This window comes from Kribbella sp. NPDC050124 (assembly GCF_044460355.1).
Taxonomy (GTDB): Bacteria; Actinomycetota; Actinomycetes; order Propionibacteriales; family Kribbellaceae; genus Kribbella.
Genome location: NZ_JBITJU010000013.1, coordinates 48017 through 67781, shown reverse-complemented (window position 1 = coordinate 67781; position 19765 = coordinate 48017). Strand labels below are relative to the sequence as shown.

Here is a 19765-nt window from a genome sequence, read left to right as displayed (position 1 = left end):
ACCAAGTGTCCCGCACGATCGCTCGGCACGGGACACTCGGACGCAGATCAGCTGAACAGCGCGGTCAGGAACGTGATCACGCTCGAGAACGCGTCCCCGACGGCTGAGAAGGCGCCTCCCACCGCGTCGGCGGCGTTCGCCGGCTGAGTGAACAGATAGAAGCCGGCAAAGGCGATGACCGACCAGATCAACAGCTTCTTCGGCATGTCACCACTCCTCGTTCGCAACCACTCGGTCGACTGTGTTTGGATTTGTATCACGGACCGTCACCAATTGTCACTGACTGAACACAGCCCACCGCACAATGCCCACCAGCTACAAGTCCCATTCTGTAACGGATTCGGGGGCATGGCAGCCACCGGCGCGCCGCCGTGAGATGCGGAAGGCGCCGCGACGGGGAAATCTCCCCGGATTTGCCCGATTTCGGAACTTGCGTCACTCCCGCCCCACCCGACGACACAATGTGACAGAGTGTGGTCGAGTGTTGCAGATCGTGCCACGATCACAGCGCCGCGATGAGCTCGTCGGCAGCCGTGTACGGGTCGGTGTTGCCCTCGGCCACCTTCGCGGCCAGCACGTCCAGCCGGGCGTCGCCGTGCAGGTGCGCGAACCGGGACCGCAGCGCCGTCATCGCGATCGCCTCGATCTCGTCCCGGGCGCGGCTGCGGCGGCGCTCGTCCAGGACGCCGTTGGCCGCCATCCAGGCCAGCCGGTCCTCGATCGCGGTCACCACCTCGGCGACACCTTCATTGCGTGAGGCAACGGTCTTCAGGATCGGCGGCGACCACGCGCCCGCGGGCCGTTCGGCCAGCGCGAGCATCGCCCGCAGATCCCGGGTGACGGCCTGCACGCCGTCCCGATCGGCCTTGTTCACAACGTAGATGTCGCCGACCTCGAGGATGCCGGCCTTCGCCGCCTGGATGCCGTCACCCATCCCCGGCGCCAGCAGCACGAGCGTCGTGTCCGCCATGCCTGCAATCTCCACCTCGGACTGACCGACCCCGACGGTCTCCACCAGAACGACGTCGAACCCGGCCGCGTCGAGCACCCGCAACGCCTGCGGCGTCGACCACGCCAGCCCACCGAGATGCCCGCGGGACGCCATCGACCGGATGAACACCCCGGCGTCCGTCGCGTGGTCCTGCATCCGCACCCGGTCGCCCAGCAGCGCGCCGCCGGAGAACGGCGACGACGGGTCGACCGCGAGCACGCCGACCCGCTTCCCGGTCTCCCGGTACGCCGACACCAGCGCCGACGTCGAGGTGGACTTGCCGACCCCCGGGGAGCCGGTGATCCCGACGATATGCGCGTTCCCGGCGTACGGCGACAACGCCGCCATCACCTCGCGGAGCAGCGGCGACTCGTCCTCGACCAGCGAGATCAGCCGGGCGACGGCCCGGGAGTCACCCTCCCGGGCACGCTCGACCAACTCGCCGACTGGGGCGGTGCGTCGTGGCATCAGTTCTTCGGTACCCGCACGATCAGCGCGTCACCCTGGCCGCCACCGCCACACAGAGCCGCCGCTCCCACGCCGCCGCCGCGACGCCCGAGCTCCAGCGCCAGGTGCAGCACCAGGCGGGCGCCCGACATGCCGATCGGGTGGCCGAGGGCGATCGCGCCGCCGTTCACGTTGACCTTGTCGACGTCGACCTTCAGCTCCCGCGCGGACGCGATGCCGACCGCCGCGAAGGCCTCGTTGATCTCGATCAGGTCGAGCGCGGACGGCTCGATGCCCTCCTTCCGGCAGGCCTTCACGATCGCGTTCGCCGGCTGGCTCTGCAGCGACGAGTCCGGGCCGGCGACCGAGCCGTGGGCGCCGATCTCGGCGATCCAGCTCAGTCCGAGCTCCTCGGCCTTCGCCTTGCTCATCACGACCACGGCACAGCCGCCGTCGGAGATCTGCGAGGCCGACCCGGCGGTGATCGTGCCGTCCTTGCCGAAGGCCGGGCGCAGCTTGGCCAGCGACTCGACCGAGGTGTCGCTGCGGACACCCTCGTCGCTGTCGACCACGATCGGGTCGCCCTTGCGCTGCGGCACCTCGACCGGGACCACCTCGTCGGCGAAGACGCCGTTCTTCCAGCCGGCCGCGGCCAGCTGGTGCGAGCGGGCGCTGAACTCGTCCTGCTCCTCGCGGGTGAGCTTCAGGCCGTCGTTGTTCGCCTGGTCGGTGAGCGCGCCCATCGCCTGGTCGGTGAAGGCGTCCCACAGGCCGTCGAACGCCATCGAGTCGACCAGCGGCACGTCGCCGTACTTGAAGCCCTCGCGGGACTTCGGCAGCAGGTGCGGGGAGTTCGTCATCGACTCCATGCCGCCGGCCACGACGATGTCGTACTCGCCGGCGCGGATCAGCTGGTCGGCCAGCGCGATCGCGTTCAGGCCGGACAGGCAGACCTTGTTGATCGTGATCGCCGGGATGTTCATCGGGACGCCGGCCTTGACCGCGGCCTGGCGGGCGGTGATCTGACCGCCGCCGGCCTGCAGCACCTGGCCCATGATCACGTACTCGACCTGGTCCGGCGCGACGCCGGCCTTGTCCAGTGCGCCCTTGATCGCGAACCCGCCGAGCTCGGCGCCGGTGAAGCCCTTGAGGCCACCCAGCAGCCGCCCGATCGGGGTCCGTGCACCGGCGACTATGACGGTTTGGTTCCGCGTGTCAGACATGCTGTCACGATACCTGCGACGGCACTGGTACGCCCCTGGTCCGACCCTGTCGATCAGGTCACACGTGCCGCGGGTTTACCGGTCGACGTGATCGGCAGCTCATCGGTGAAAAGGATCCACCGCGGCACCTTCGCCGGCGTCAGCCGGGACCGCGCGTAGGCCACCAGCTCCGGGGCCTCCAGAGGGTCCCGCCGGACGACGTCCGCCCGCAGCAGAGCGCCGTACTCGTCGTCGGGTACGCCGACCACGCGGGCGTCGGCGACGGCCGGGTGCGTGAGCAACGCGTTCTCCACCTCGACCGGGAAGACGTTCTCCCCGCCGGTGACGATCAGATCGTCGGCCCGCCCGTCGACGAAGTACCGCCCGGCGGAGTCGCGATGCCCGAGATCGCCGGAGTCCGCCAGAGTCCCGGCCAGCCGGCCGCCGACGTGCAGCCGACCGACGTCGCCGGCCGGCAGCGGCCGTCCCTCGTCGCCGAGGATCTCGACCTGCACGCCGGCTGCCGGACGACCGATCGTGCCCGGCGCCTCGCGCAGATCGGCTGGGGTCGCGAGCGTCGACCATCCGAGCTCGCTGGACCCGTAGAGGTTGAACAGCATCGGTCCGAAGGCTCTCGTGAGCCGCTCCGCCACGGGCGGATGCAACTGCCCGGCACCACTGACGACAGCACTCAGAGGCACCTCGACCCCGGTCCGCGCGACCTTCGACAGGATCGGCGGTACGCCGGTCAGCAGCGCGCCCGGGTGGTCACGCAGGAAGTCCGCGACCTCGTCGGGATGGAAGCGGCGCCGTACGACGACCGGCATCCCGAAGGCCAGCCCCAACGCCAGGAACCCGACCCCGAACCCGTGGAAGAAGGGCTGGGTGACGACCAGCGGAACCCCGTGCTGCAAGGGCAAACGCCGTACCAGCGTCGCGATCGGGACGGCTTGTGACACGGCCACCTTCCGCTCGACGACCTTCGGCGTACCCGTGCTTCCGGACGTCATGACGACCACCTGACCGCGTCGCCCGGCCCGATGCTTTCCCACTTCGACGAACGGGCCACGGGGGTCGGCCAGGACGACGTCCGCGTTGGCTCGTAGGCCGGAGACCACCGCGGCGACGAAGGATCGGCCGTTGGGCTCGCGGACGAGGACGCGTTCGCCGTCGGTCGGGATGTGAGTCAGCTCTTCGAGCTCGGCGTACGTGAGCGGGCCGTCGTCGTCGATCAGCGCGACGTCGCCGGGATGGTTGCGTGCGGCAAGCGTCGTCAGGGTGGCCAGGGTCAGGCCGTGGGCGTGGAAGGCGCCGGGCGCGCGCCAGGGCCGCACGGCCGCCAGCAGCCGGCCGAGACCGATGGGCACGTCCCCCGCCACAGACTCAGTGTCGCATCGGCCACTTTCGGTTGGAATCACGCGGACGACTGGGCCACGCTGGCGCTATGGACCACCTCGCCGCCACCAAGACCCTGTTCGAAGCGATCGACCACGTGGGCATCGCCGTGGCCGACTTCGACGAGGCCGTCCGGTACTACGCCGACGTCTTCGGGATGACCGTCGCGCACGAGGAGGTCAACGAGGAGCAGGGCGTCCGCGAGGCGATGCTGTCGGTCGGCGACTCCGGGTCCTCGATCCAGCTGCTCGCGCCACTGTCGGAGGCGTCGCCGATCGCGAAGTTCCTCGACCAGCGCGGGCCGGGCATCCAGCAGCTGGCCTACCGGGTGCGCGACCTCGACGCGGTGTCGGCGACGCTGCGCGAGCGCGGCGCGCGGCTGCTGTACGACGAGCCGAAGCGGGGCACGGCCGGCTCGCGGGTCAACTTCATCCACCCGAAGTCGGCCGGCGGCGTCCTGGTCGAGCTGGTCGAGCCCGCCTGAGGCTCTCCGTCACCGCAGCGGCGCTCCCAGTGATGCACGGTATCTCTCGACAAAGCTGAAGAAACCTCACCGTTACCGCTCTTCCACACCGGGTGACGGCACGCGCCGACACCCTGCTGAGGGACGCTTCGCGGACTACGCTGTTCGGGTGCTGAGGGACAGCGCCACCGACTCTCTGGACGGTGTGCCGACGGGGTTCCAGCACGGCGCCTTCGTCTACACGTCGGACGAGGAGTTCGTGCGACTCGCGACACCTTTCGTCCGCGACGGCCTGGCGACGGGTGCGGCCATCGTGGCTGCCCTGCCGCCTGCCCGGATCGCTGTGCTCAGCGAGGCGCTCGGGGCCGAGAGCAAGCACGTTGGCTTCGTCGACGTGACCGAGGCCGGCCGCAACCCGGCGCGGCTGATCCCGCTGTGGCGCGACGTGATCGAGCAGCACCGCGGCCGCGCGGTCCGTGGCATCGGCGAGCCTGCCTACGCCAGCCGGACCGCAGAGGAGTACGACGAGGCCCTGCTGCATGAGGCGCTGATCGGTATCGCTTTCGCGGCCGACACCAACTTCCGGCTGCTCTGCACTTACGAGGCGTCGGTCGGCATCGACCCGACCGCGACACACTCGGGCGCGGATGCCCTTGCGGAGAAGACGTTCCGTACGGCGCTGAGCGACGTACCGGATCGGGCCGAGCGCTCGGAGTTCGGGCTGGCCGACCTGGGGCAGGTCCGGCAGTGGGTGAACGCCCAGGCCTTGTCGTACGGGGTGTCCCGGGACCGGCTGGAGGACCTGGCGCTCGCGCTGCACGAGGTCTGCACGAACAGCATCCGGTTCGGCGGCGGGCGCGGGACGCTGTCGGTGTGGGTCGCGGACGGGACGCTGATCTGCGACGTGGCCGACCGCGGCCGGATCGACGACCTGCTCGTCGGCCGGGTCCTGCCGCCGCTCGACGGGCTCGGCGGACGGGGTGTCTGGCTGGCGAACCAGCTGTGCGATCTGGTCCAGCTGCGGTCCGGGGACGACTTCACGCAAGTGCGTCTGCACACGCGACTGCGCTGATAAGACCACTGACAACGGTGGACTGAAAAGTGACGGTCGTCTCGTTGTGTCACAACGCACAGCCAGGCGTGCATACTCAGCGGTAAGTTCCGCTCACCCAGACCGCCGCTGCAGGAGGTACGACGTGAAGCAGATCCTCGAAGCGATTCTGTCCGGTGACACCGCCGCCGTCGGTGTGCTCGACGTACCGGACCACTACCGCGGCATCACCGTGCACGCCGACGAGGCGACCATGTTCGAGGGTCTGGACAGCAAGGAGAAGGATCCGCGCAAGAGCCTGCACCTCGACGACGTCCCGACCCCCGAGCTCGGTCCGGGCGAGGCGCTGGTCGCGGTGATGGCGAGCGCGATCAACTACAACACCGTCTGGACCTCGATCTTCGAGCCGGTGTCGACGTTCGCGTTCCTGAAGCGGTACGGGAAGCTGTCGCCGCTGACCGCCCGGCACGACCTGCCCTACCACGTGGTCGGCTCCGACCTGGCGGGCGTCGTCCTGCGGACCGGTCCCGGCGTGAACGCCTGGAAGCCCGGCGACGAGGTGGTGGCGCACTGCCTGTCGGTCGAGCTGGAGTCGCCGGACGGGCACAACGACACGATGCTCGACTCCGAGCAGCGGATCTGGGGCTTCGAGACCAACTTCGGCGGTCTGGCCGAGCTCGCGCTGGTGAAGTCGAACCAGCTGATGCCGAAGCCGGACCATCTGACCTGGGAGGAGGCTGCGTCCCCGGGGCTGGTGAACAGCACGGCGTACCGGCAACTGGTCTCGGCGAACGGCGCCAACATGAAGCAGGGCGACGTCGTGCTGATCTGGGGCGCGTCCGGCGGGCTCGGCTCCTACGCGACGCAGTTCGCGCTGAACGGCGGGGCGATCCCGGTCTGCGTGGTGTCGTCACCGGAGAAGGCGGAGATCTGCCGGGCGATGGGCGCGGAGCTGATCATCGACCGGTCCGCCGAGGGGTACCGGTTCTGGTCGGACCCGACCACGCAGGACCAGAAGGAGTGGAAGCGGTTCGGGGCCCGGATCCGGGAGCTGACCGGTGGCGACGACCCGGACATCGTGTTCGAGCACCCGGGACGGGAGACGTTCGGGGCATCGGTCTACGTCGCCCGGCGCGGCGGCACGATCGTGACGTGCGCGTCGACGTCGGGGTTCATGCACGAGTACGACAACCGGTATTTGTGGATGAACCTGAAACGGATCATCGGTTCCCATTTCGCCAACTACCGCGAGGCCTGGGAGGCCAACCGGTTGATTGCCAAGGGCATGGTCCATCCGACGGTGAGCAAGGTGTACCCGCTGGAGGACACCGCCCAGGCGGCGTACGACGTGCACCGCAACCTGCACCAGGGCAAGGTCGGCGTCCTCACCCTGGCCCCGTCCGAGGGTCTCGGCGTCCGGGACCCGGAACTGCGCGAGAAGCACGCGGCGGCCATTAATCGCTTCCGCAACAGGTAGTTCTCCACGGCGGCTTCCACAGGGGCCCGATTGGCTGGTTTCGTCCTAGTTCTGACAGGCTTAAGGTGGGGGATTCACGCTGAGCCGCCAGAAGGGAATCTCGGGAAATGCCTGACGAGTCGAGCCTGCCGTTCTTCGACCGTACGGCGACCGCGGCCGGGGGCTTCCCGGTCAGCCGTCGCGGGTACGACAAGCAGGCCGTGGACGACTACGTCCGCGCGCTGGAAATGCAACTCGTCGAGGCCCGCAACCGGGCCGACCAGCTCCAGGCCAGCGTCGCCCCGATGCAGCGCCAGCTGGAGGAGACCCGGCGGCAGCTGGAGGCGAGCGCCAACCCGTCGTACGCCGGTCTCGGCGACCGGGCGGCACAGATCCTCCGGCTCGCCCAGGACCAGGCGTCCGAGGCGCTCGAGGAGGCCCGCCGGGAGGCCGACGAGCTCCGGGCGACCGCGTCCAAGGAGGCGGCGTCCACCCGGGCGACCGGCGAGCGCGAGGCCGAGGACATCCGCACCGTCGCGCTGAACGAGGCGGACAGCATGCGCCGGACCGCCGAGGGTGACGCCGCGGAGTTCCGCCGTACCGCGGAGACCGAGGGCGCCGAGGTCCTGCAGACCGCGCGGCGCAAGGCCGAGCAGCTGATGCTGACCGCCGAGTCGCAGGCCAGCACGCTGAAGAACGGCGCCCTGCACGAGGCGGAGAAGATCCGGACCGCGATCCAGCGCGAGTCCGCGGCGCTGCGGGCCCGGCTGGCCGACGAGCGCGAGCAGCAGGCCAAGGAGCTGGCCGACAAGCACCAGCAGATCGCCGCCGACACCGAGAACCTGACCACCCAGATGCGCGAGGCCGCCGAGGCGTCCGAGCGGCGCGTCGCGGAGGCGACCGAGCAGGCCCGCAAGATCCGCTCCGAGGCCGAGGAGTCGGCCGAGCGGACCATCGCCCGGGCCCGGCGCGAGTCCGAGCAACTGCTCACCACCGCGCGGACCCGGTCCGACGCCGAGCTGACCAACGCCGCCGACGAGGCCGAGCGGTCGCGGACCATCGTCGCCCGGGAGACCGAGCGGCTGGCCAAGCGCCGCGACGGCATCCTCACCCAGATCGCCGGGCTGAACGAGATCGCCAGCAACATCGCCCGGCAGGCCGCCGAGCTCGACTCCGAGACCGCCACTCCGGCGTACGTGACCCCGTTCGGCCGGCCCGAGACCACTCCCCCGGCGTCGCCTGCCGCGCCGGCCGCACCGGCGCCGAGCGGATTCGCCGCGCCGGCGGAGACGCTGGCGCCGGCGGGCAGCCCGTTCGCGCCCCGGGAGACCGTGCCGCCGGCGGAGGCCGACCGGGATGAGGAGCCGGCGGTGCCGAGCAGCCCGTTCGCGCCGCGGGACAGCGCGTTCTCCACGCCCACTCCGCTCTCGCCGGAGGCGGACGAGGACGAGGACGACGACGACGACGAGGACGGCCCCTTCACCGGGACCAGCCCGTTCGTGGGCGCCGGCGCGGGTGACGCGCGGGTGGACGAGACCCGGATCGACACCGGGCTGCGGGTCGACACCAAGGTCGCCGACGAGTTGGCCGGCAAGTCCGCCGGCGGTCCGGTGGACGACGACGAGGAGCGGGCCGACTCGACCAAGATCGACGAGTTCCGGCTGAGTGACCTCACCGACGAGGAGACTTCGGTGCAGGCGGCCGCGGCGTCCGACGAGAAGGCAGTCGACGACGAGCCCGCCGACGACGACAAGACCGACGAGGCCGCAGCCGGCTCGCGATCCCCGAAGGACAAGATGTGACGCCACCCGGCGACGAAAACTCCACAGCGACGCCCGACCGGGACCTCGCGGAAGCCACCCGCGAGGCCCAGATCGCGGCCGCCGAAGCGGAAGCCGCCGCCCAGCAGGCCGAGCAGTCCGCCCGCGAGGCCGACCGGTCTGCCCGCGATGCCGACGACTCGGCCGGCGAGGCCGAGGGATCGGCGGACCAGGCCGGCGTTCAGGCGAACCGCGCGGAGTCTTCGGCCGAGGAGGCGGACGCCTCAGCCGACGACGCGGAGGAGTCGGCACAGTCCGCCGACTCCTCCGAAGCCGAGGCAGAGACCGCGGCCAAGGCCGCCGACGAGTCCGAGGCCGAAGCCAAGGCTGCAGCGAAGGCGGCTGATGCGTCCGAGGCCGACGCGGAGAAGGCGGCCGGTGGTAAGGCGGATGGCGACCTCGCTGGTGAGTTGCTGATCGAGGAGCGGCACCCGGATGTCGGCATGGGCCTGCCCGGCCCGCCGCTGCGGCGCTCGAACCCGTTCATGTTCGGCTTCTTCGCCGCACTCGGCGTCCTGGTCGCCTGGGGCCTGTGGAACGCCCTCGGCCAGGCCCGCTCGGTCCTGATCCTGCTGCTGGTCTCGATGTTCATCGCCGTCGGCCTGAACCCGCTGGTCGAATGGTTCATGCGCCGCGGCCTGAAGCGCGGCCTGTCCGTCGGCGTCGTGTTCCTGCTGATGATCCTCGCGGTGGCCGGCGTCGGCTTCGCGATCGTCCCGGTCGTCACCGACCAGATCAACAGCCTGATCAGGAACGCCCCCGAGTACCTCGACCTGCTGACCAAGTCGAGAACCCTCAACGAGCTCAACGACCGCTACCAGTTCATCCAGAAGGCCCAGGACTACATCCAGGACCCGGCCCTGGCGCAGCGCGCGTTCGGCGGCATCCTCGGCGTCGGCCGGGTGGTCGCGAACGCTCTGTTCTCCGGCTTCACGATCCTGATCCTGACGCTGTACTTCCTGGCCTCGCTGCCGTCGGTCAAGCGGGCGGCGTACAGCCTGGTCCCGGCCAGCCGCCGTACCCGCGTCTCCATCCTCGGCGACGAGGTGCTCGGCCGGGTCGGCGGCTACGTCAGCGGCCAGTTCATGGTCGCCGCGTGCGCCGGCTTCTTCATGTTCGTCTTCCTGCAGATCGCGGGCCTGCGCGAGTACGCGCTGGCGCTGGCGATCGTGGTGATGTTCACCGCCTTCATCCCGATGGTCGGCGGCCTGATCGGCGTCGTCATCGTCGCCCTGATCGGCTTCACCAGCGGCCTGTGGATCGGCGTCGCCTGCCTCGCGTACGGCATCATCTACCAGCAGATCGAGAACTACGTGATCGCGCCCCGCATCATGCGCCGAGCCGTCGACATCCCCGGCGCCGTCACCGTCATCGCCGCCCTCCTCGGCGGCGCCCTCCTCGGCGTAGTAGGCGCCCTCCTCGCCATCCCCAGCGCCGCCGCCATCCTCCTCATCATCCGAGAAGTCTGGGTCCGCAAAGCCGACGACTCCTGACCACCCGGTCGGCCAACGAGTTTCAGGGGCAGGTCTTCTGGTACGGACGGTCGGCGAAGGCCTGGGTCCACTCGTCGGCCGTCAGGTTGCGGCCCGCCATCGTGCACGCGTACGCGATGGTCTTCTCGGGGTCGATGTCCCAGCGGTGAACCTTGCCGTCGTACGACGAGATCGTGACCGTGCCGTCCGTCAGGAAGGCCGGCGAGACTGCGGTCGGCGTGCCTTCGGTAGCGACCGATACGGTGCCGAGCGTTGCGAGGGTCCGGGCGTCCCACAGGCTGACTGTCCCGTCGACGGCGCCGGAAACGATCCGGCTGCCGTCCGAGGAGAAGCGAACGGCGAGACCCTGGTCGGTGTGTTCGGTGGTCGCCGCGCGCTTGACCGTGCCCGATCGGACATCGATGGTGACGACGTCACCTCCGGCACCGGTGCCGGCGACGAGGTCCGCACCCGGCGAGAAGGTCGCGTAGTTGAGGCGTAGCGGGACGTCTCCCTCCGAGACGATCGCCCCGGTTCCGGTGTCAATGACCCGCCACCGCTGCCGATCGCCGTCCGTGAAGTCTTCGAAGATCACCATCAGGCGGCCATCCGCTGACGTGGCAATGCAGCAGCTTGCCGGCAGATAGGTGGTCTTGCCGGTGGACCACAGCTCCTTGTCGTTCGGCTTGATCGCCGGGTCGAAGTACATGATGTGCTCCCACCCACCGACAGCGATCTGTCGGCCGTTGTCGACGTACGCGATCGAGTACACGTCGAGCCTCGCGCGGTCCGGGAGGTCGTCGACCACCTTGACCACGGTGCCCTTCAGGGCGTCGACGACCCGCACGGACGACCCGTCGTGGACGACCACCTGGGCGCCGTTCGGATGCCAGGCCATCGGTGCCATCGGCCCCACGTCCCAGTCGAGGCCCAGCTGGACCGGCGGTGTGACCGTGCCTGCGGCATGGTCGGCGACGCTTATCCAGGTGGCATTGCCCTCCCGCCACAGGTACGCGGTCCGTTGCCCGTTGTCGGAGGCAAGGACATCGACGTACGCACGCGCCGGGACGGCTGTGGTCGAACGAACGTGGCGGCGCCGGCCCGCAAGGTCGTAGCTGCGCAGGACGCCGTCGTCGCCACCGGTGTACAGGGTTTGCGAGTCCGGGCCGAAGCCGACGGCCCACGGCACTTCGGCGGTCCTGATCGTGTGCCGCCGGGTCCCACTGGCGACATCCCAGACGACTGCATCGCCGCCGGACTCAGTCGTCGCGAGCAGCTTGCCGTCCGGCGAGAACGCGAGGCCGCGAGCCGGGTCCGATCGAGTGGGTAGCACGCGGACGACCGCACCTGTTCGCGCGTCGGCCAACGCCGCGGACGGCCAGTTGTCGCCGAACTCGTTGTACGCGAGCAGTTCGCCATTCCTGGAGAGGTCGAGGCCCAGTTGACCGAACGTTCCTCGATGCTGCCACTTCGGCTTGCCTGTCCGCACGTCGTAGGCGCTGAGAGGCCAGGCGCTGTAGAGAGTTCCGCCGTCGGGACTCAGCTCGATGCTCAAAGGTCTGTCGTGCATCCTCACTGTGCGCGGCGCCCGATCGACAGCGGTGAGATCCCAGATCACGGCAAGCCCCGTCGGGGACGAGTAGTTCTCGACCGACGACTGGTCGACGTGCATGCCCGCAGCGAGGAAGCGTCCATCCGTGCTGAAGGCCAGGCTGGTGAAGGCGAGCGGGTCGATACCCTCGAGCTCCGGCTGTGGTGCCACCGGTTCCAGGGTGTAGGCATTCAACAACCGAACAGGCCACTCGGGGGCGAAGGGATCGCCGGCCGGGTCGAAGGCGATGACAGCCAACAGACGCCCGTCGGGACTGAACTGTGGCCGGGCGAAGACTTCCTCGCCGGGCGGTATCGATCCGAAGCTGTGCGAGGCGAGCACCCGTCCGGATTCGGCGTCGTACAGGTGGAAGGTCCCCCTGCTGTCGCCGGAGACGATCCGGCTGCCGTCCGGCGACACGTCGATGGTCTCGGTCCGGCCCGACGCCGACGGTATGGACCGGGTCAGCAGCGGCCGCTGGTTCATCACGGCCACCAGGTTCGCGCGGGTTTCCGCGGAGTCGTCGAGACGGGCGGCCTGTACGGCGAGCAGAAGCGACAGGCTGATGTCGTCGGTCTGCAGCGAGCGAGCCGAGGCCTGCCGAGCCAGATCGCTGATCGCAGCCAGTTCCAGGCGGTCGGCCTGACGTACGGCGACCAAACCCGCGATCAGTGCACCCACAAGAAGCAGTGCGGCAGCAGCGAGAGCGCCACGTAGCCGGCGATTGATGTTCCGCTGCTGACGGGCTTGATCTTCGGCCGCACGCAATTCTCGTTCGGACAGTCGTTTGCTTGCGGCCAGAAACTCCTCTTCGACAGCCGTCAACGTGGGCGCCGCACGCTCGCGCCAATCCAAGGCCTTGGCCAGCCGAACACCCCGGTAGAGCTCGCTGTCGGCTCGGCCGACGTTGTTCCAGGTGTCGGCCGCCGTCGCCAAATGGTGCAGGATCCGCTGACCATCGAGGTCGTCATCGAGCCATCGGCGCAGCCGCGGCCATGCGCGCACCAAGGACTCGTGAGCGAGTTCGACAGCACCTGCATCGCTCGTCACCAACCGCGACGCCACCAGCCGATCGAGCATCGTGTCGTCCTCGGGGCGGGAGACCACCAGCCGCCGTGGCATGCGGCTCCGCACTGGCTCTCCCTCCGGGCCGGGCGCTACCAGCCGCAGCAGAAGGTCGCGCAAAACCGCACGCTCGCCTGCCGAAGCCTGTTCGTGCACCTGTTCAGCCGACTGCGCGACCGCACCGCGAATCCCGCCGGATGCGTTGTACCCGGCGACCGTCAGCGTGCGCCCCTCCCGGCGCCGCCAGGTCTCACGCAGGGCGTGTGCCATCAGCGGCAGCGCGCCCGGCTGATCGGCCACGTCGTTGACCACCAGATCTACGAGGCCAGGTTCGACGACCAGCGAAGCCTGCCGTGCCGGCTCCTCGACGGCGGACCGCAGGGCAGGACGTGTCAGGCCGGACAACAAGTAGAGCCCGCGCTCGACGACTCGTGCGAATCCAGCGTCGGAGGAGACATCCGGAAGCCGATCGGCGCGGATCGACAAGATCAGCGGCGCCACGGTCTGGTGGGCGTTGAGCGCTGCCAGGAAGGCCTCCCGCTCGGCAACGTCGTGGCACAGCGCGAAGACCTCCTCGAACTGATCGATCAGCAGGACTGGTGCCGAGCCTCTCGTGGGCAAGGCAGCCGCGAGCGCGGCGACCGGATGCGGTCCTGGTGTGAGAACGACGACCCGCCTGCCGTCACGCCGCAACGCCGCCGCAACCCCGGCGCGGACCAGTGATGATTTGCCACAACCGGACGGTCCGGCGACCGCCAGCACCGAACTCTCGGTCAGGGTGCGCAGGCATGCCGCGATGTCGGCGTCCCGGCCGAAGAAGGCGTCGGCGTCGTCGACGTCGTACGGCCGCAGACCGGGATACGGACACACCGGGCTCGGTTCCGGCAGCGGGCTTTGCACGGTCAACGCCGGATCCTGGCGCAGGATCGCCTGCTCCAACGCATCGACCTCTGTGCTGGGGTCCAGGCCGAGCTCGCGGTTCAGCGCACCACGAAGTCGCTGGATCGTGCGCAGCGCCTCCCCCTGACGGCCGGCCTGGTACTGCGCTGTCGCGAGCAGAACCCAACGGCGCTCGCGCAGCGGATCCTCGGAGACCAGCGCCTGCGCCTTCGCCATCACTTGGTCGTGCTGGCCCGATCGCAGCGCCGACTCGACATAGAGCTCCTCGGCGGCTTGGCGCAACTCAGTCAGCCGTGACACCTCGATCCGGGCGGTGTCCCAACCGTCCACCTCGGTCAGTGGCCGACCGCGCCAGAGTGTCAGCGCGTCCGCGAGTACCAGGCCGGATCGTTCGGGTTCGCCCGCCGCGAGCAGACCGCGGGCGCGGACCACCGCGCGATCGAATCGCTGCGAATCGATCTCATCGAGTGGTACGGCGAGGCGGTAGCCGGGTGGCGCTGTCTCGATCGCATGTGCGCCAAGGACCTTGCGAAGCCGGACCACACAACCCTGGACCACCTTCGGCCAGGACGCGGGTGGCCGCTCACCCCACAGCACGTCGGCAAGTTGATCAGCGCTGACCACATCGCCGGGATGTACCGCCAGCGCTGCCAGGACGACCCGGTCGCGGCGAGCGAGAGGCTTTTGATCCCCCTCGATCGTCAGCGGGCCCAGAACAGCGATACCCACCTCTCGACTGTCCGTCCGTCGGCGCAGAGCGTCAACCGGACTGATACCGGCTTGATACCGGGCCGATCCGGTTCGATACCGCCCCGGCGACAGACCTACGGCTTCACCGGCACGGCTTCTCGGCTTGGCGCAGGCGCGGCGGGGAGGTGGACTGTTACGCGGAGGCCGCCGGTGGGGCGGGGGGTCAGGGTCAGGGTGCCGTCGTGGGCCTGGGTGATGCTTTTGACGATGGCGAGGCCTAGGCCGACGCCTGCGTGGCCGGTGCGGATGCGTTCGCTGCCGCGGTGAAACGGCTCGAGCAGCGTGGACAGCAACTGTGCGCCGAGCGGCCGGCCGGCGTTCTCTACCGTGAGCGCGACCGTGGTGGAGTGCAGGCTGGTCGTGACCCACACGGTGCCGTGTTCGCGCAGGTTGTGGACGATCGCGTTGTGCACGAGGTTCGTGGTCAGCTGCAGCAGCAGGGCGTGTGAGCCGATGGTGGGCGTCAGTTCGCCGGACGTCTCGATCGTGAGGCCGCGTTCCTCGGCGAGCGGCAGCAGCGTTTCGGTAGCTTCTTCCGCGATCAGGGACAGGTCCACACGGTCCCGGGTGAAGGACCGCTGGTCGGCGCGGCTGAGCACGAGCAGTGCTTCGGTGAGTTCGATCGCTCGGGTGTTGACGGCGTACAGGCTCTCGACAAGCTCATCGACGTCGCGGTTGCGATCGTTGCGGGCCACCTCGAGCAGGGTCTGCGTGATCGCCAGCGGGGTGCGCAGTTCGTGGGAAGCGTTGGCTGCGAATCTCCGCTGTTCGGCGACGTGCGCCTCGAGTCGCCCGAGCATGCCGTCGAACGCGTCGGCGAGCTCGCGGAACTCGTCCTCGCGGCCTTTCAGCTCGATCCGGTGGGCGAGCGAGCCGGTCGCCGCCAGGCGGGTGGCGTCGGTGATGCGAGTCAGCGGAGCGAGCATGCGCCCGGCGAGCAGCCATCCGCCCACGAGACCGAACACCAGCAGGATCGCCATCACCACGGCTGCCCTTGGAGCGAAGGTACGCAGGAGGACGGACCGGACGGGAAAGACGCCAGAGATGGCGTCGCCGTCAGGGACGTAGAGCATCGCGCGGTCGGGGACGTACCGCAGCAGGAACACCCAGACGGCGGCAAGCAGCAATGCACCCGCGAGCATGAGGAAGCCGGCGTAGCTGAGGGTGAGTTTGAGCCGGACGCTCCAACCGGGCTCCCTATCCACGGTCCCCTCCCGCACGGTCGGAGTCGATGCGGTACCCGACGCCCGCCACGGTGGCGATGATCCAGGGTTCGCCGAGCCGCTTGCGCAGCGCCGAGACAGTGATGCGTACGGCGTTGGTGAACGGGTCGGCGTTCTCGTCCCAGGCCCGCTCCAGGAGCTCCTCGGCGCTGACGACACCGCCTTCGGCAGCGACGAGGACCTCGAGTACGGCGAACTGCTTCCGGGTGAGCGCCACGTACCGGCCGTCGCGGTAGACCTCGCGGCGGAACGGATCCAGCCGCAGGCCCGCGATCTCCCGCACGGGCGGTCGGTTATGGCCGCGCCGACGGTCCAGTGCCCTGAGCCTGAGCACGAGTTCCTGGAGAGCGAACGGCTTCGTCAGGTAGTCGTCGGCGCCGAGCTCGAACCCGGAGGCCTTGTCGTCGAGGCGATCGGCGGCGGTCAGCATCAGGATCGGCATGCCGCTGCCGGAGGCAACGATGCGTTTGGCGATCTCGTCGCCGGACGGGCCAGGGATGTCCCGGTCGAGTACGGCGATGTCGTAGGCGTTGACGCTCAGCAGCTCCAGCGCTGTGTCCCCGTCACCGGCGAGGTCGGCCGCGATCGCTTCCAGGCGCAGGCCATCGCGGATGGCCGTTGCCAGGTCGGGCTCGTCCTCGACGACCAAGACACGCACGCCACCGATGCTACGGGCTGGCACATATCGTCGGCGTATCGAAACAGCGGAGCGCCTGAGCGTTCAGTCGTCGGTGCCGTCCATCGCCGCCAGCGGAACCTCCTCGCCGGTCTTGCTGTACGCGAGCGCTTCGACGATCTGCCCGTCGCGAACCCGCACCAGGTTCACACCGCGCACCGAGTCCGCCGGCGCGTCGCCGAAGTGGTAGCGCCAGCGGATCGTCGCGCGGTCGCCCGCAACCACCACGTCCTCCACCTCGAACTGGGTGCTGCGGTCCTCGGCCAGCGCCTGCCAGAAGATCAGGTTCGCCTCGCGGCCTTCGTAGCGGGCGCCGTTGGGCGCCGGCTGGATCGCCTCCATCACGCAGTCCTCGGCGACCAGGTCGGTCAGCGCGGCCGAGTCGTGGTTGACGAACGCGTGGTTGAAGCGGTCGATGGTCTCTGCCGTGGTCCTCATCGGATCTCCTGAGATAGATCGATCGGTCTACTCAGACCATATAGACCGGTTGATCTACTGGCAACCCCATGGCACGCTGACTTTCATGGACCCCCGCACCACGAGCCGCCCGCGCGAACGGCTGCTGACCGCCGCCAGGGACTTGACCTACCGGTACGGCGTCGCCGTCGGCGTCGACGCCATCCTCAAGGAGGCCAAGGTCGCCCGCCGATCGCTCTACGAGCACTTCGGCGGCAAGGACGGGCTGATCGCCGAGGTGCTGCGCCAGACAACGGCGGAGGACGTGGAGCTCTACCGCCGGACCATGGAAGCCGCCGGCGACGATCCCTCCACTCGCCTGCTCGCAATCTTCGACATGCTCGACGGAGTCATCGACGACCCGAGCTTCCGCGGCTGCCGCTACCTGTCCGCGGACCTCGCGCTGTCGGATCCCGACCACCCGGCGCACGCGATCACTCGCGAATACCGCGAACACCTCCACGGCCTCTTCGAGCACGAACTCCTCAAGCTCGGCCACCAAGAGCCCGCAGCCGCCGCCGACCAACTCCTGCTCCTCGTCGACGGCACCCTCGCCGCCGGCGCAACCAGACCCAACACCACCCCAGCCAACCTGGCCCACCAGATGGCCGAACAAATTGTCGGCTCGGTGGTGTCCCCAGCGTGAGGGTCTGTTCGTCGTACTGGGTGAGGAGGTCCGGATGCGGTTTGCGTTGATGATTTACACGGAGCCTGGGTACGACGAGGGGTTGTCCGAGGCGGAGCGAGACGCGGTGGTGGCGGAGTACGCGGTGTTGTTCGGGGACGGGCAGTGTGTGGCAGCGGCTCGGTTGCAGCCGGTCGAGACGGCTACCTGCGTGCGGGTGCAGGGTGGGCGGACGTTGATGACGGACGGGCCGTTCGCCGACACCAAGGAGGTGCTCGGCGGGTTCTGCCTGCTGGAGGCGGCGAACCTGGACGAGGCGGTCGAGTTGGCGGCACGGTTTCCGGCGGTGCGGCTGGGTGGGACCGTGGAGGTCAGGCCGGTGGTGCAGGGCTGACCGCGCTGGAGCAGGTCTTTCGGGACGAGTGGGGCCGGGTGCTGGCCACGCTGGTCGGGTTCCTCGGTGACTTCGACCGGGCCGAGGAGGCGGCGCAGGACGCGTTCGCGCTCGCCGCGCAGCGCTGGCCCGTTGACGGCATGCCGGACAACCCGGGTGCCTGGCTCACCACGACCGCCCGCAACCGGGCGATCGACCGGCTCCGCCGGGACCGCACCCTGGCCGAGAAGATCAAGTTGCTCCCGGCAACCGAGGTCGCGATGGACGAGTACGACGAGACCGTGATCAAGGACGAACGGCTCGAGCTGATCTTCACCTGCTGTCACCCGGCCCTGGCGCTGGAGGGCCAGGTGGCGCTCACGTTGCGGGCGCTCGGCGGACTGCAGACCGCGGACATCGCCCGCGCGTTCCTGGTGTCCGAGGAGACCATGAAGCGCCGGCTGACGCGGGCCAAGGCAAAGATCAAGGCGACCGGGATTCCGTTCGCGGTGCCCGCCGAGCAACTGTTGCCCGATCGCCTCGATGCGGTGCTGGCCGTCATTTACCTGATCTACAACGAGGGCTACAGCGGCCGCATCGATCTCGGCGCCGAGGCCATCAGCCTGGGACGCGTGCTGGTCGAGCTGATGCCGGACCAGCCGGAGGCGCGCGGGCTGCTCGCGTTGATGATGATCCACCACGCCCGCCGGCAGGCCCGGTACGCCGGTGACGACCTCGTCCTCCTCGAGGACCAGGACCGTTCGTTGTGGGACCAGGGTCAGCTCGACCAGGGGCGCGCGCACCTCGACCGAGCTATCGCGTTGGGCGGTCGCGGCGCGTACGTCGTACAGGCGGCGATCGCGTCGCTGCAGACACGCGAGCAGATCGACTGGCCGCAGGTTGCGGAGCTGTATCGGCGGCTGGTCGAGCTCACCGGCTCACTGGTCGTCGAACTCAACCACGCCGTCGCCGTCGCGCAGGCCGGCGACCCTTCTGCGGCGCTCGAGGCCGTCGATCGCCTGGATTTGGACGGTTACCTCTACTTTCACTCGACCCGCGGGGAGCTTCTCCGGCGGCTCGGACGTGATGCTGAGGCGCGTACGGCGTACCTGCGCGCGCTCGGTCTGGCCGCCTCGACGCCCGAGCGGCGGTTCCTGAAGCGGCGGCTGGAAGAACTCTGAGGCGGGCTGTCCCCGCGGCGCGGCCTCGTTCGTCGCCTGGATGTGACCCCGACATCCAGGGAGGAACCATGACAGTCGCGATCGCGATCCCCAACTACCTGATCGGCACGTGGAAGGTCGACCCCGCGCATTCCGAGGTCGGCTTCAGCGTGCGACATCTGATGCTCAGCAAGGTGCGCGGCCGGTTCACGACGTACGACGTGACGATCGTGACGACGCCGGATCCGCTCGAGTCGTTGGTCCAGGCGACGATCGATCTCGCGTCCGTTGACACCGGCAACGAGCTGCGCGACGACCACCTGCGCTCGGCCGACTACTTCGAGACCGATGCGTACCCGGCGATGACATATCGGTCGTCCGGCGTACGTCGTACTGCCGAAGGCTGGATCGTGGACGGCGAACTAACGCTGCACGGCGTCACGCGGCGGGTGCCGCTGGAGGTCGAGGTGGGTGGATTCGGGCCGGACCCGTTCGGCGGGTACCGGGCCGGGTTCTCGGCGACCGCGCAGCTCAGCCGACGGGAGTTCGGGATCGACCTCGACGTGCCGCTGGACGGCGGCGGCGTCGCGGTCGGCGACAAGGTGACCATCAACCTCGAGATCCAGGCCGTCCTGGAGAAGTAGGAGCC

General features: G+C 69.4%; 17 protein-coding genes. 9 read left to right on the top strand and 8 right to left on the bottom strand.

Annotated features, from left to right (window positions below; genetic code table 11):
• Positions 1-47: 47 nt before the first annotated feature.
• The 4 genes from ACIBL3_RS27285 to ACIBL3_RS27270 all read right to left on the bottom strand — a co-directional run bounded on the left by ACIBL3_RS27285 (position 48) and on the right by ACIBL3_RS27270 (position 4019).
• Positions 48-206, bottom strand: coding sequence for a hypothetical protein (locus ACIBL3_RS27285; RefSeq protein ID WP_396356436.1), 159 nt, complete (start codon positions 204-206; stop codon positions 48-50).
• A 296-nt stretch (positions 207-502) separates the two neighbouring features.
• Positions 503-1459 (bottom strand): methylmalonyl Co-A mutase-associated GTPase MeaB, encoded by a 957-nt coding sequence (gene meaB, locus ACIBL3_RS27280; RefSeq protein WP_396356435.1) that lies wholly within the window; start codon positions 1457-1459, stop codon positions 503-505.
• Positions 1459-2661, bottom strand: a complete 1203-nt coding sequence (locus ACIBL3_RS27275; protein ID WP_396356434.1) for an acetyl-CoA C-acetyltransferase — start codon at positions 2659-2661, stop codon at positions 1459-1461. The genes meaB and ACIBL3_RS27275 overlap by 1 nt, the downstream gene beginning before the upstream one ends.
• Positions 2662-2714: 53 nt before the next feature.
• Positions 2715-4019 (bottom strand): AMP-binding protein, encoded by a 1305-nt coding sequence (locus tag ACIBL3_RS27270; protein ID WP_396356433.1) that lies wholly within the window; start codon positions 4017-4019, stop codon positions 2715-2717.
• Positions 4020-4084: 65 nt separating this feature from the next.
• Here ACIBL3_RS27270 and mce point away from each other — a divergent pair, with 65 nt between their 5' ends.
• From mce to ACIBL3_RS27245, 5 genes are all read left to right on the top strand, one after another.
• Complete coding sequence (gene mce, locus ACIBL3_RS27265; protein WP_360536750.1) at positions 4085-4519, top strand: methylmalonyl-CoA epimerase; 435 nt, start codon at positions 4085-4087, stop codon at positions 4517-4519.
• A 148-nt stretch (positions 4520-4667) separates the two neighbouring features.
• Positions 4668-5570: an anti-sigma factor RsbA family regulatory protein gene (locus ACIBL3_RS27260; RefSeq protein ID WP_396356432.1), complete on the top strand. Its 903-nt coding sequence runs from the start codon at positions 4668-4670 to the stop codon at positions 5568-5570.
• A gap of 124 nt (positions 5571-5694) precedes the next feature.
• Positions 5695-7026 (top strand): crotonyl-CoA carboxylase/reductase, encoded by a 1332-nt coding sequence (gene ccrA, locus ACIBL3_RS27255; RefSeq protein ID WP_396356431.1) that lies wholly within the window; start codon positions 5695-5697, stop codon positions 7024-7026.
• Between the two features lie 107 nt (positions 7027-7133).
• Entirely contained in the window at positions 7134-8807 is a 1674-nt protein-coding gene (locus ACIBL3_RS27250) for a transposase (RefSeq protein WP_396356430.1), read from the top strand.
• A complete protein-coding gene (locus ACIBL3_RS27245) occupies positions 8804-10318 on the top strand; it encodes an AI-2E family transporter (RefSeq protein ID WP_396356429.1) in 1515 nt (504 codons plus the stop codon). The genes ACIBL3_RS27250 and ACIBL3_RS27245 overlap by 4 nt, the downstream gene beginning before the upstream one ends.
• Positions 10319-10340: 22 nt before the next feature.
• Here the strand turns inward: ACIBL3_RS27245 and ACIBL3_RS27240 are convergent, their stop codons facing one another.
• The 4 genes from ACIBL3_RS27240 to ACIBL3_RS27225 form a co-directional block, all read right to left on the bottom strand.
• Positions 10341-14582: a BTAD domain-containing putative transcriptional regulator gene (locus ACIBL3_RS27240; protein WP_396356428.1), complete on the bottom strand. Its 4242-nt coding sequence runs from the start codon at positions 14580-14582 to the stop codon at positions 10341-10343.
• Positions 14583-14677: 95 nt separating this feature from the next.
• Positions 14678-15808, bottom strand: coding sequence for a sensor histidine kinase (locus ACIBL3_RS27235; protein WP_396356427.1), 1131 nt, complete (start codon positions 15806-15808; stop codon positions 14678-14680).
• Positions 15801-16484: a response regulator transcription factor gene (locus ACIBL3_RS27230; protein ID WP_396356425.1), complete on the bottom strand. Its 684-nt coding sequence runs from the start codon at positions 16482-16484 to the stop codon at positions 15801-15803. Before ACIBL3_RS27230 ends, ACIBL3_RS27235 begins: the two co-directional genes overlap by 8 nt.
• Before the next feature lie 63 nt (positions 16485-16547).
• Entirely contained in the window at positions 16548-16940 is a 393-nt protein-coding gene (locus tag ACIBL3_RS27225; protein WP_396356424.1) for a nuclear transport factor 2 family protein, read from the bottom strand.
• An 85-nt stretch (positions 16941-17025) separates the two neighbouring features.
• Between ACIBL3_RS27225 and ACIBL3_RS27220 the strand changes: the two genes are divergently transcribed.
• The 4 genes from ACIBL3_RS27220 to ACIBL3_RS27205 all read left to right on the top strand — a co-directional run bounded on the left by ACIBL3_RS27220 (position 17026) and on the right by ACIBL3_RS27205 (position 19760).
• On the top strand, positions 17026-17604 hold the full coding sequence (locus ACIBL3_RS27220) for a TetR/AcrR family transcriptional regulator (RefSeq protein ID WP_396356423.1): 579 nt from the start codon (positions 17026-17028) through the stop codon (positions 17602-17604).
• Between the two features lie 34 nt (positions 17605-17638).
• Entirely contained in the window at positions 17639-17977 is a 339-nt protein-coding gene (locus tag ACIBL3_RS27215; RefSeq protein WP_396356422.1) for a YciI family protein, read from the top strand.
• A 38-nt stretch (positions 17978-18015) separates the two neighbouring features.
• Positions 18016-19137, top strand: a complete 1122-nt coding sequence (locus ACIBL3_RS27210) for an RNA polymerase sigma factor (RefSeq protein WP_396356421.1) — start codon at positions 18016-18018, stop codon at positions 19135-19137.
• A gap of 68 nt (positions 19138-19205) precedes the next feature.
• Positions 19206-19760, top strand: a complete 555-nt coding sequence (locus ACIBL3_RS27205; RefSeq protein WP_396356420.1) for a YceI family protein — start codon at positions 19206-19208, stop codon at positions 19758-19760.
• Positions 19761-19765: the final 5 nt, after the last annotated feature.

What these genes read in the sequence shown, in the direction of transcription:
- ACIBL3_RS27225 (WP_396356424.1), bottom strand. Translation starts at nt 16,940, where the DNA reads ATGAGGACCACGGCAGAGACCATCGACCGCTTCAACCACGCGTTCGTC.
- ACIBL3_RS27285 (WP_396356436.1), bottom strand. Translation starts at nt 206, where the DNA reads ATGCCGAAGAAGCTGTTGATCTGGTCGGTCATCGCCTTTGCCGGCTTC.
- ACIBL3_RS27215 (WP_396356422.1), top strand. Translation starts at nt 17,639, where the DNA reads ATGCGGTTTGCGTTGATGATTTACACGGAGCCTGGGTACGACGAGGGG.
- ACIBL3_RS27220 (WP_396356423.1), top strand. Translation starts at nt 17,026, where the DNA reads ATGGACCCCCGCACCACGAGCCGCCCGCGCGAACGGCTGCTGACCGCC.
- ACIBL3_RS27205 (WP_396356420.1), top strand. Translation starts at nt 19,206, where the DNA reads ATGACAGTCGCGATCGCGATCCCCAACTACCTGATCGGCACGTGGAAG.
- mce (WP_360536750.1), top strand. Translation starts at nt 4,085, where the DNA reads ATGGACCACCTCGCCGCCACCAAGACCCTGTTCGAAGCGATCGACCAC.
- ACIBL3_RS27250 (WP_396356430.1), top strand. Translation starts at nt 7,134, where the DNA reads ATGCCTGACGAGTCGAGCCTGCCGTTCTTCGACCGTACGGCGACCGCG.
- meaB (WP_396356435.1), bottom strand. Translation starts at nt 1,459, where the DNA reads ATGCCACGACGCACCGCCCCAGTCGGCGAGTTGGTCGAGCGTGCCCGG.
- ACIBL3_RS27275 (WP_396356434.1), bottom strand. Translation starts at nt 2,661, where the DNA reads ATGTCTGACACGCGGAACCAAACCGTCATAGTCGCCGGTGCACGGACC.